Here is a 12,039-nt window from a genome sequence, read left to right as displayed (position 1 = left end):
TTTATTGAATCGTTTACTGATTAGATACTTAATCAATAAAACTGTTACGTTATAGGGCTGAAATTTTATTTGCTAACCTCCAATTGATAGATATTACCTTTTTCTCCTGCTAGAAGAATTTGTTTACCCTTTTTGGCTTTTTGAACAGCATTAAAACTTTGATCTGAAATGTGTTTCCAGTTCTGGCCGCAATCTGTAGAAATATCTGTGCCTGAAGTACCCGTTGCAATTATGGTTTTAGCATTAATATAGGTTACAGCCGATCGAAAGCCTAAAACAGGCGAAATTGGCTTTTTCCAGGTTTTGCCTCCATCGCTTGTTAAAAGCACATTATTCGAATTTTCTTTATCTTTTAAGTAGTTACCGCCGACGGTTATACCTGTTTTTTCGTTTAAAAAATCGATAGAGAAAGGACCGGTACTCCCCTCGCCCTGTAAAATAGGGCATTTAAATATCTGCCAGCTTTGTCCATAATCGGGTGAAAAGTAAATGTTAGCTACTGTTCCACCAGTAGCAATCCAGGTTTTGCCACCCGGTAATGTTTTAATGGTTGTTCCGCTGGCGGCAAAACTGGCTTCGCCTTTGGTTAAACTGGTTTTTAAATTTGAAGAGATATTCTCCCAGGTTTTACCTGCATCTACCGTTTTAAGCAACTGCATTTTATCATTAATAGGGTCGCCGAAAATGACTCCTTTATTTTTATCCCAGAAACTCAAACCATCTAAAAATATTGCTGAATCTACATTTTTATAATTTTCTGTCCAGGTTTCGCCACCATCAATGGTTTTCAGAATATAGGCCGGCGAAGCAATGCCCACAATAATAGCCTGTTTATCGTTGAAAGCTTCGATATCCCTGAAATCGATTTTTTCGTAACCTTTGGGTTTTATCCAGGTCCAGGTTTTGCCGCCATCAGTGGTTTTACCCACTGATCCATTACTGCCGCTTACCCAGGCAACCTGATCTGATACGACACTTAATCCACGTAAACTGGTCTTAGTATGCTCATTCAGGGGTTTTATGGAATACGACTGCGCGGCGCAAAAAAAAGGTGCCAATAAAAGGCACCATATTAATTTCTTCATCTGTTCTTATTTAACCCGTCTAAAAGTTTCAGATCGTCCTAAAAGTGAGATACCCACATATCCGCGGATATTTAACACATCGTTACTCTTTAAAGACATGTTACAGCTATATGTTTTGCCACTTTTCGGATCGTAAATCGTTCCATCCGTCCATTTGCCATCATCATAAACAAAATCTTTTAATATTTCCAGATTTAATAAAGCACGTTTCTTCAGATTGGCATCAGGGTTGTTAACATCCAGTTTAGGCTTACCGTTGATGTTTGGCTCCTTTATCCAGGCCAGTTTCCCAAAAAATTTCTCGCCTTTTTTGTAAATTTCTATTTGCCCTTCACCCGATGGATTAAGCCATTTGCCTACAATAGCATCTTTGTTTTGTGCAAATGCAGAAAACGATACTGCAACAAAAAGCAGCATTAACAATGGGAACTTTCTCATATTTTTTATTTCTAGTTAGTTTTTAAAGATAATGAATTACACCTTATATCGAAACACCAAATAAAGAGAAAAAGTATGAAATTTTAAAAAATTTAAAATTTACTTTGAAACGATCGGCAGATACTTAGCACGATACGCATAAAATAGAAATAAATTAAATATAAGCATCACGCCAACCATAGGTAAATCTTTCGGACCTAAAAATGCATGGTAAAGAAAAATATTTAAGGTAACCGGGAAAATAACCAATGCGGCCAAAGGTGCTGTACGGTTAATAAGCAGAAGTATCCCACCTATTAACTCTGTAACTTTAATTAAGGGCATTAAATAAACAGATGCCATTACGCCAGTCATAAAACTAGTTTGTGCCGCTGTCATTTCCGGAGCCTTCGGCATTAAATTAAGAAAATAGCTTACAGAAGCAAAAAGATACATGGCGGCTAAAAGCACGCGTACAATAATAACTGCAATTTTCATAGTGGTTAATTTTTAGTTTGTATTTTAAAAATAATAAAATTTATTGGTTCAATTGTTCATTGGTAGATTGCTCAATAGTTGATAGTTTAATGGTTCATGGTTTAATCGGCCAGTCGACTCCAAATCCCAAGACTTATTAATTAGTTCATTGGCCATTAGTTTCATTCGTAGATTAATCATTGGTCCTTGATGATTAGTCATTATTCTATTAGTAATCTTGGACTAAGGACTCACGACTACAGACTTTGGACTCCCTACTTACTTGTAATCATAATTCACCATCCATTGTATCCCGAACTTATCTGTAGTCATACCAAAAAGTGCTCCCCAGAACGTCTTTTCTAAAGCCATGGTTACTGTTCCTCCGGCTGATAGGCTATTAAAAAGTGTATGTGCTTCTTCTTCGCTTACCGCATCAACAGATAGTGAAATGCCCGTACCCAAAGTGGCTGGCGGCATTGGGGAGGTAATATCGGTACCCATTAAAATATTGCCACCGATGGGTAAGGCGATGTGCATCAATTTTTCCTGATCGCCCACAGCCATACCATCGCATCCCGGAGAATCTTTATAACGTTGCACTACCAAAAATTCGCCACCAAAAACTGACTTGTAAAGGTTGAATGCTTCTTCGGTGTTCCCATTAAAATTTAAATAAGTGTTAAGTGTTGCCATTGTTTTGTTGTTTTATCCCTTTCGGGTTGGTTTTATATTAGTTTTTAGTTTGAGGGTTGTTACTCTAAGGGATAATTTGTTTTATAAAATCAATATGATTGACAGCAATTAATCTACTCGTAAAAATCCCCCTCAAGTTACTGTCATTTCGAGCGGAGTGCAACGCAGTCGAGAACCACGAAGTGCTCAGCGAAGCTAAATCTAACTAAATAGATCTCTCCATTTCGCTGCGCTACAGTCGAGATGACGACGATTCTATTGAATCTGTCAATGATAGCGTAACGAAGAATCTTTTACTTATTTTACCATATCCCTGCAAATTTTCATCAAGATTCTTCATTGTATTTAAGGTTCTATCTTCGTCAACTTTATATCCATCCAATGCACCCAGTTTTTGCCATCAAATTGTTCCCAGATCCCTTCGATGGTATTGGCTTTAAAATTCCCTTTAAACCTTTCTTTATCAGCAAATATTAAAATGATATCATCGTAAATTTTAAGGGTAGATATCGAAATACAACCTGCATTATCGAACGATTGCGACCTAAAAACATCTTCCATATCGTCGTAATGTGTGATTTCTAAAGATTGGACATTTTTATTACCGAATAGGATATCTACCCGGTGTGTTAAGAAAAAGCCACCATCAACCCACTCGTAGATATCTGTTCCGGCAATTATATCACCCGATTTTGTTAAACCTTCTGTTTTCCATTTACCGATATAGGGATTTAATAGGTTAAGCCTGTTGTTTCTCATAAATTTAGTTAAAAATCAATTGTTATATAGCTGGCTATACATATTCTTTAATTGATGTACGTGTCGTTGTGTATGATAGATCACAAAATAAACAGCTTCCAAACGGGTAAGAAAACCGTAACCGGGCAGTTCATAAGCGCTACAGGTTTTAGTTAAATCCAGGTTTCCCGCCGCTTCCGATATCCCCACCCTGATCTGCCTTAAATTTTCCAATAATTCAGACGGGTTGTAGGCTCTATTTTCAGGATAGATTTCTTTAGGCGAATCGTACTTCACATTGAAATTCAAAAAATCCTTTTTAATTTGCGCTACCATAAAATCGGCTGGTTTATCTGTTTCCCTTACAGGACCATTGATGACCTGTAAAAAGCCCGAATTCGACAAAACCAGGTGCTCAGCCAATTGACCTGCTGTCCAGCTGCCTTCAAAAGGCACTTTATTCACCAATGAGGTATCAAATTTTGAGAAAGCGTTTTCCAATGCCAATAAGGTTTCGTTGGCTTCATTCATTACTTTTTCCATAATTTACATGTAATTCATTCCTGGATAGCCCAATAACCTACGCCACAGGGCAATTTGTCCGATGCAGTTGGCTTCCCGGTAGCTACTAAAACTGATCATTTCGAAAAGGGTAATTTCCATTCCAGGTATGTTGAGTTTCTCTTCCAGTTTTTCATCCGTAGCCTGGGTTAAAGCTTCCTGCAGCTTTGGAGAAATGTTTTCCAATCTTTTATAAAATCTGCAAGCGGAGGATAAACTGCATCATCGATAATGCCCTTGTTATTGGCAAAAAGTTCGTCGGTGATGGATAGAAGATCGATACCGAACGATTTAGCCAGAAAATAGCGCCCCTGCACTACACTGCCCGTAATCCAGGCGATGTGGTTGGCTTTGGTATCTAATCTTTTTTGGGCATCATTTTGCGCTATGCCATCTAAAGCCCTTAATAAAAAATCTGTTTGCATTTCGTACAATACTAAAATGCCGCACATTCTGCCACTCGTTGGTGTAGTTTTCATATCGTTAAATAATTAGTAATTAACCTGAAATAAAGTTAGTTGTTAATTCGAGTGAACAGGCTTGCCGTAAAAGTCAATCTTAAGGGGCATTTCAGACAATTTTTATATATTTATGATTCCTAAATTCTAACCAAATGATGCAAGTAGGTGTTTTACTGCCCAAAAACTTTAGATTATTAAGCATAGCGGCTATTTTAGATGTATTTGATACTGTAAATGGTTTTTACACCAAAGATGAACTTGAAACTCCATTTAACATTAGTTTAATTAGCTTGGACGATAAAAATTATAATTTTAGCACACATCCTTGCATACCCTTAGAAAATGTCGGGCAGTTTGAACTGATTTTGATTCCATCATTTGCAAACCATGATATAAAAGATTGCATTGGTGCCAACAGCAGCTACATCCCATGGTTAAATAAACAACATGCAGCAGGAGCAGAAATTGCTACCTTTTGTACCGGTGCTTTTTTACTTGCCGCATCGGGATTGTTGGATGGCAAAGCGGCGACCACCCATGTTGATGCCTGTTCTGCTTTTTCTACAGCATTTCCTCTAGTGCATTTAAAGGCTGATAAAACGGTAACACAAGACGGCAGGTTATTTACAAGTGGTGGCGCAACCTCTACCTTTCATTTATTGTTACATCTTTTACAGCTTCATTGCGGAAAAGATATGGCTGTTAAGGTGGCGAAGATTTTTGCAATCGATATGGACCGCGTAAACCAATTATACTTTAGCACCTTCCAGCCTATCCGTCATCACAATGATGATATTGTTGCTTCTGCACAAGAAAAAATTGAAAATAATTATCAGGATGTAGCTACGATTGAAGAGATGATTAAAGATATTCCTTCCAGTAGAAGAAATATTGTACGCCGTTTTAAGCAGGTGATTGGAATTACCCCTATTGAGTATCTGCAACAAACCCGTATCGAAGCCGCAAAAAAATTATTAGAGCAAACCGCACAGCAAATGACGGAAGTGATTTATAATTCAGGTTACAACGATCCAAAAGCATTTAGAAAAGTGTTTAGAAAATCAGTAGGTATGACACCGACCCAATACCGCGAGAAATTTCAGCCCAGATAAATCATCAATATCAGGTAGGTATACTTGTAACTAGCGCAACAAAAAAACTAAATGAATAGTTTTCAACACTAAAAATCAACTATGTTAATAATTAATTTAAAATAAATGCGGTATCCTCTCCTATTTAAGATAACTTAACTTTATAATTACACTAACCAAATATCTATATATGAGCAAATTCCTTTTAATCACAGCCGTATTTTATATTATCTCTTTTGGATTAATGTTGTACTGTTATTACTCCGCTGAGCAGATTCCCAGCGATGATGAAAAATTTTAATCAGTTCTTTTCCTGTCATCAAAATTGACGTTTCTTCTCAAGTCAAAACATTTACCCTTTTTTCTGGTTTCGGATTAGCGAGAATACTCGTAAAATTCAGTTAAACGGAAGCCTTATAATCGACTATTATTAATGGTAATTATTGTTTAGAAAAAGCCTGTTGATATTTCAATGGGGTTTTACCCGTTATTTCCCTAAAATATTTGTGGAAACTGGTAAAATTATAAAATCCGCAGTCGTAACAGACTTCTTTCACAGTAAGATCATTTTCGATCAATAATTTACAGGCCTGTCCTACTCTAATCTCATTCAGAAACTGTGTATACGTCTTCCTGCTTTTAGTTTTAAAGAATTTACAAAATGAATTGGGGCTAATTTTTGCTACTGCTGCAATTTCTTTCAGTTCGATTTTATTCTTGTAATTGCTAATGGTATAGTTATAAATAGATTGGATCCTATCTTTCTCGTTCTCCAAAAAGTTTGGTTTAAACCCTAACGAAACCAATGTGCTTTTTTCTTCGCAATTGGCTATTTCTGTTAATGCCTCGAGTATTTTTATGATCCGCATTGTACCTGTTGATTCGATAATCTGCGGCATCAAAACGGCAATTTTTTCTTTAGAAATTCCTTGTAACTGAATTCCTTGTGTGGATTGAAGTAAAACTTTTTTAAGTTCCTGATTTTCGGGAAGATCGAGAAAATCTTTACCCAAAAAATCTTCCTTAAAATGAATCGCATAAACATCAACTGTTTCGCAAGCCTTTTCATCAAAAAATTCCGGGTCAAAGCGCCAATAGTGCGGTAAATTACTCCCCAGCAAAACCACATCGCCATCTTTAAAATTTTTAATGCTATCGCCAATAAACTGCGTACCTCTGCCTTTTTTAACGTAGATTAGTTCTAAAGCAGAATGGTAATGCCAACGGTTGTTGATATCGGGCAAAACATCTCTTCGGGCGCTAAAAGAATCTACTGAATTGGTAGATACATTAAGTAAATGCGGTTTCATAAAATCTTAAAAAATCAATCTAATATGCAAAATTATTTTACAATGTAGAAAATCGAGCTAATATCGTTTAATAATTAGATCATAAAGTTAAATTTTTATTAATACTTATCAATTTAATTTGTAATACAGCAACTAACCAAAAAGAACCAGCTTAAACCATTATAACCAAACAAAACATGAGCCACACACCATCAACGAACTTTCAGGTATCAGATACGCAAAAAAACGGCAAGGGATATTTATTCCCATTAATTTTGGTCACCAGTCTCTTTTTCTTCTGGGGTTTTGTCCACAATCTCGATCCGGTATTAATTCCGCATTTACGTAAAGCTTTTCAACTAAACGTTTTCGAATCTACCCTGGTTGATTCATCTGTTTTTATCGCTTATTTTTTATTGGCACTACCTGCAGGTTACATTATGCGTAAGTACGGGTATAAAAGCGGGATAATATTAGGACTTGTTTTATTTGCCATCGGCTGTTTATTATTTATACCCGCCGCCAATACCGCACAATACATCTTTTTCTTAGGTGCACTTTTTATTATCGCCTGTGGTTTAACCTTTTTAGAAACAGCGGCAAACCCTTATGTTACCGTGTTAGGCCCACCAGAAACAGCTACCCAGCGTTTAAATTTCTCTCAGTCTTTTAATGGTTTAGCTGCATTTTTAGCACCTGTACTTGGCGGTAAATTTATTTTTACCGAAGTAAAATATACCGATGCGCAATTGGCGAAAATGTTGCCCTTAGAAAAACAGGCTTATATACTCGAAGAGGCATCGACGGTAAAAGCGCCATATCTAATTTTAGGCATCCTGATTATTGTAGTCGCTATACTATTTATTTTCACCAAGCTGCCCGATATCAAAGAAGAAGAAAATGCACAGGAAAAAAGTAGTTTTTCACATGTGTTAGGCCATAGCCATTTGCGTTGGGCCATTATTGGGCAGTTTTTTTATGTTGGTGCACAGGTTTGCGTACTGAGTTTATTCATCAGTTTTGTTACCTCATCGGCAGGTATCAGTCAGGATGCTGCAAAATGGTATGCTGGTGCTGCAGGCCTGGCTTTTATGATTGGCAGGTTTGCCGGAACTTTCTTCATGAGATACGTAGCTGCCCACAAACTATTGATGCTTTATGCATTAATCAGTGCTGTACTTACCCTGGTATCTATTTTTGCAAGTGGAATGATTACCGTTTATGCTTTAATCGGTGTTTCTTTCTTTATGTCGATCATGTTCCCAACCATATTCTCCCTGGGTATAGCAGGTTTGGGTAAAGACACAAAACTTGGCTCATCGTTAATTGTGATGTCTATTGTTGGTGGCGCCTTTTTACCGCCGATATTAGGCTTGATATCGGATGCCACACACAATATACAATATGGATATTTGGTACCATTTGTATGCTTTTTAGTGGTTTTCTACTTCGGCTGGAAAGGATGGAAACCCAATCACATTGAAAAAGAAATTAGTTTAGAAGCATAAAATTGACAATGAAAAATTTAGTCATCAAGATTAACAACGCTGATAATGTTTTGGTTGCATTACAGAATTTGCCTCAGGACACCAAAATAGCGCATGAAGGAAATACCTACGTTACTGTTGATGAGATCCCTGCCAAGCATAAATTTTTTATGCAGGATATGAAAGCAGGCGACGAGGTAATGATGTACGGCGTTTTGGTTGGAAAGGTACAATTTGAGGTAAAGGCTGGTATGCGGATGAATGTAGAGAATACCAAACATGCTGCAGAGCCATTTGCTTATCGTAACGTTAATTACAAATGGGAAGCACCCGATGTAAGTAAATATGCCAGCCGCAGTTTTAATGGTTATCACCGTAAAAATGGCGAAGTGGGTACCGCTAACTATTGGTTATTTATTCCTACCGTATTTTGCGAGAACAGAAATCTGGATATTATTAAAGAATCGCTTTATAGTGAGTTGGGTTATGCAGTAGATGACAAATATAAATCTTATACCCACAAACTGGTTCAGGCTTATGAAAAGGGAGAAGACATTAACCATATTAGTTTTGAACCTAAAGTAGATAAAGCCAGCCGCACCTTTAAAAATGTAGACGGAATTAAATTCCTGACGCACAATGGTGGGTGTGGCGGAACACGACAGGACTCTGATACTTTAAGCAAATTATTGGCGGCTTATGCCCATCACCCCAACGTTGCCGGTATAACCGTTTTAAGTTTAGGCTGCCAGCACTTGCAGGTAGAAGATTTTAAACGCGACTTGTTTGCACTTGACCCTGATTTTGATAAACCACTTTTAATTTTTGAGCAGCAAAAAGCACAAAGCGAAGAGCAATTGATCCAAAATGCCATCCGCGATACCTTTGAAGGATTGATGTTCATTAATAAACAAGAGCGTGCGACGGCGCCGTTAAGCAAGATGTGTGTGGGAGTTAAATGTGGCGGTAGCGATGGCTTTAGCGGCATTTCAGCAAATCCTTCGGTTGGTTACTGTGCCGATTTACTGGTAGCCTTAGGTGCAAAGGTTTTATTGGCAGAGTTCCCCGAACTTTGTGGCGTAGAGCAGGAAATGATCGATAGATCTGTTGATCAGCCAACTGCCGAAAAATTTATCCGTTTAATGACTGAGTATGATGATCTGGCACATAAAGTTGGTTCGGGGTTTTACATGAACCCTTCTCCGGGCAACATTAAGGATGGTTTAATTACTGATGCGATTAAGTCGGCTGGTGCTGCGCGTAAAGCCGGCTCCGCTCCTGTGGTAGATGTTTTAGACTATACCGAACCCGCTACTAAACCAGGCTTAAGCCTGGTATGTACTCCAGGTAATGATGTTGAAGCCACTACAGGTAAAGCTGCTGCCGGCGCAACCTTAATTTTATTTACTACAGGTTTAGGTACACCAACAGGAAATCCGGTTTGCCCAACCATTAAAGTAGCCACCAATTCAATCCTGGCCAAACGCATGAGTGATATTATCGATATCGATACCGGACCAGTTATCAATGGCGAAAAAACCATTAATGAAATGGGCGAAGATATATTGGAGTACTGTATTAAAGTGGCCAGTGGCGAAGAAATTCCAAAAGCCGTACAACTTAACCAGGATGATTTTATCCCATGGAAAAGAGGTGTAAGCCTTTAAAAGATGGACAATGTAAAATGGAAGATGCCTGAGGCAGACCCCAATAGGAAAGTCGTCATTATCACGAAAGTGGGAAGCTTAAAATACCCATTATTAAACATTAGGTTCCCGGCCAAATAATAATGGCAGATTCCCAAAGTCGAACGTCATTTCGACTGAAGCACAGCGAAATGGAGAAATCTTTGAACAATGATTATTGAAAGTTCAAAGATTTTGCTTCGCATAGTCTTCGGGTACTACACTAAGGTTGAAATGACGCGCCTACGAACAAAAACTACTATTCGAACTCCTTTGTTTTTTCAAACATTGGCTTTCTGGAACGACATATACTTTCAACTTAACGCAAAGCGCTTTGGGTACTTTGGCACTCCAAAATGCGCCAGCATTTTTGAGCAAAAATAAAAACAAATTGATCTGCGAAAAACTACCAACTCCTCGGTCTGTGTTCCCACAGACCGAAATAGAATAAATTCAGAATGACGATTAAGAAAGAGTTTTATTAAAATTAGGAAATGATTGGCTTGTGGCTCCTGGCAGTTTACAGCCCCGCTTTCGCTTATAGTCCTCGCTGCGCTGCGGGCTATTCCGCTCAATCAGGTTTAATCAACAAGGATTCTTCACCCTGCAGCCCCAAAAATGAAATGCTGCTTTGCCCACCTAGCCCCGGTTGAAGTGTTACCCTGCAGCGACGAGGCACGAGGAAGCGAAGCGTAAAAACGGAAAACGGGAAGAAACTTCTTGTTTTGCACAGGGATTGCGCTCCAAATGAAAGATCATTAAACTACCACCGAAAGCGTGAATTTTTCCATCGCCATGGTTCGTGTCCCCACCAATGTTATTAACCAACTCCTCGGTCTGTGTTCCCACAGACCGAAACAAAATGTGTTTTAATGGCCTGTAAGGACACAGGCCATGGATTTAAAAACAACTTAACGATTAAACAACCGAAAAACAAGCACCAGAAAAACATTTATGCCTGTGTATTTGTCTTTACAAAAGTTTGAAACAGTAAGATCTAAATCTCTTGTAGCGATTTGAATTCACAATACACCATTTACCTGTTTATCGGAATAGCGTTTCTCTGTATCGTGGTATTGGGCATTATTATCCGTTATCGGAATAAAAAATTTCAACAGGAAGTTGCTAATTTCCCTGATGTACTCCCCGAAGCCTATGGCCTTGGTCAGAAAATGTTTCCAGTACACCTAAAATGTGCTGATTTAAAACAAGCTTATTTTATAGTAAGTCTTGTTTTCAACCTGGTCAATATTTTAATGCTGGTGATGCTGATTGGAGAACTTGATCCTTACGATTCACTCCCCTATCCTAAAATTGTAGATTCCATCCTTACCAAAGAAGTTATCTTGCCCATAGCAATAGCCATTGGTATACTTTTTATCTACAATGCATATCACCGCATTAACGTTACATGGGAAAATGGTCCTGTTGTTGCGGATAACCTCATCAATGTTAAACACTACCAGATCAAGAAAGATGCCTTGTTGTTAAATGTGATCTACCTGCAAACTGATCAAAAACTCTGGATACTGGTGCCGGGAACATCACAGGATTTTAAAAAGTTTAAAGATTTTAAACAGCTGAGCCGGGATCAACAGGAAAACGAAAAATACGTACAACAACTTCAGGAAAATTTAATCCATTATGGTGCGCAAGAAAAAAAATTCCCTTTTCTTACTGTTTATTTTAAATTTTCTTTTTTTATTCTCATACTGACTGTTATACTCATTTTGGTTGTTTTAAAATCAAGCTAACCTACTCCCTTTTTCTTTCTCATTTTGGCTACAAAAGCCCTCAATTCGACTACAAAATAACATTGAACCATGCTCACCTTTGGATTATCAATTTATTTAAGTCGAAAATTATGGAATATCAACAAGAAATTCAGGATAATACTACCGCTCCAGCTTATAAAGTTTGGTTTATTACAGGTTCATCGCGTGGCTTTGAACATCCGCAATCATTTAATAAATTATTCAAAGCAAAAACCAAGGTATCGCCCCTGGCATTCAGAAAATTATTTAATTAAGTAGCGTTTTCGTCATTTGCACC

14 protein-coding genes are annotated in these 12,039 nt (G+C 37.8%); 5 read left to right on the top strand and 9 right to left on the bottom strand.

From position 1 onward, the window contains the following. Positions 1-65 precede the first annotated feature (65 nt). From KYH19_RS04710 to KYH19_RS04680, 8 genes are all read right to left on the bottom strand, one after another. A complete protein-coding gene (locus KYH19_RS04710) occupies positions 66-1,085 on the bottom strand; it encodes a YCF48-related protein (RefSeq protein WP_219077764.1) in 1,020 nt (339 codons plus the stop codon). 6 nt (positions 1,086-1,091) lie between these two features. Further along, positions 1,092-1,523 (bottom strand): DUF2147 domain-containing protein, encoded by a 432-nt coding sequence (locus KYH19_RS04705; protein WP_193425341.1) that lies wholly within the window; start codon positions 1,521-1,523, stop codon positions 1,092-1,094. 99 nt (positions 1,524-1,622) lie between these two features. Beyond that, complete coding sequence (locus tag KYH19_RS04700) at positions 1,623-2,000, bottom strand: DoxX family membrane protein (protein ID WP_219077763.1); 378 nt, start codon at positions 1,998-2,000, stop codon at positions 1,623-1,625. A gap of 258 nt (positions 2,001-2,258) precedes the next feature. Next, entirely contained in the window at positions 2,259-2,675 is a 417-nt protein-coding gene (locus KYH19_RS04695; RefSeq protein WP_219077762.1) for a VOC family protein, read from the bottom strand. Positions 2,676-3,020: 345 nt separating this feature from the next. Beyond that, positions 3,021-3,434, bottom strand: coding sequence for a hypothetical protein (locus KYH19_RS04690; RefSeq protein WP_219077761.1), 414 nt, complete (start codon positions 3,432-3,434; stop codon positions 3,021-3,023). A 15-nt stretch (positions 3,435-3,449) separates the two neighbouring features. Then, positions 3,450-3,956 carry a DinB family protein gene (locus KYH19_RS04685; protein WP_132402870.1) on the bottom strand — a complete coding sequence of 169 codons (507 nt, stop codon included), beginning with the start codon at positions 3,954-3,956 and terminating at the stop codon, positions 3,450-3,452. A 3-nt stretch (positions 3,957-3,959) separates the two neighbouring features. Then, complete coding sequence (locus KYH19_RS24140) at positions 3,960-4,160, bottom strand: hypothetical protein (protein ID WP_255562553.1); 201 nt, start codon at positions 4,158-4,160, stop codon at positions 3,960-3,962. Next, the gene (locus tag KYH19_RS04680; RefSeq protein WP_255562552.1) at positions 4,124-4,453 is read right to left on the bottom strand and encodes a hypothetical protein; all 330 of its coding nucleotides are present in this window, start codon (positions 4,451-4,453) and stop codon (positions 4,124-4,126) included. Before KYH19_RS04680 ends, KYH19_RS24140 begins: the two co-directional genes overlap by 37 nt. Positions 4,454-4,587: 134 nt before the next feature. Here KYH19_RS04680 and KYH19_RS04675 point away from each other — a divergent pair, with 134 nt between their 5' ends. After that, positions 4,588-5,547, top strand: a complete 960-nt coding sequence (locus KYH19_RS04675; RefSeq protein ID WP_219077760.1) for a GlxA family transcriptional regulator — start codon at positions 4,588-4,590, stop codon at positions 5,545-5,547. Positions 5,548-5,966: 419 nt separating this feature from the next. On the opposite strand, the gene KYH19_RS04670 is transcribed toward KYH19_RS04675, so the two are convergent. Continuing rightward, positions 5,967-6,836, bottom strand: a complete 870-nt coding sequence (locus tag KYH19_RS04670; RefSeq protein ID WP_219077759.1) for an AraC family transcriptional regulator — start codon at positions 6,834-6,836, stop codon at positions 5,967-5,969. A gap of 176 nt (positions 6,837-7,012) precedes the next feature. Between KYH19_RS04670 and fucP the strand changes: the two genes are divergently transcribed. The 4 genes from fucP to KYH19_RS24135 all read left to right on the top strand — a co-directional run bounded on the left by fucP (position 7,013) and on the right by KYH19_RS24135 (position 12,016). Beyond that, entirely contained in the window at positions 7,013-8,323 is a 1,311-nt protein-coding gene (gene fucP, locus KYH19_RS04665) for an L-fucose:H+ symporter permease (RefSeq protein WP_219077758.1), read from the top strand. A gap of 8 nt (positions 8,324-8,331) precedes the next feature. Continuing rightward, on the top strand, positions 8,332-9,969 hold the full coding sequence (locus KYH19_RS04660) for a UxaA family hydrolase (RefSeq protein ID WP_219077757.1): 1,638 nt from the start codon (positions 8,332-8,334) through the stop codon (positions 9,967-9,969). A gap of 1,034 nt (positions 9,970-11,003) precedes the next feature. Beyond that, positions 11,004-11,741: a hypothetical protein gene (locus KYH19_RS04655; protein ID WP_219077756.1), complete on the top strand. Its 738-nt coding sequence runs from the start codon at positions 11,004-11,006 to the stop codon at positions 11,739-11,741. Between the two features lie 110 nt (positions 11,742-11,851). After that, positions 11,852-12,016, top strand: coding sequence for a hypothetical protein (locus KYH19_RS24135; RefSeq protein WP_255562551.1), 165 nt, complete (start codon positions 11,852-11,854; stop codon positions 12,014-12,016). Positions 12,017-12,039 lie beyond the last annotated feature (23 nt).

It is taken from the genome of Pedobacter sp. D749 (assembly GCF_019317285.1).
In the GTDB taxonomy this organism is placed as follows: domain Bacteria; phylum Bacteroidota; class Bacteroidia; order Sphingobacteriales; family Sphingobacteriaceae; genus Pedobacter.
This window is presented reverse-complemented; position numbering and strand designations above follow the sequence as displayed.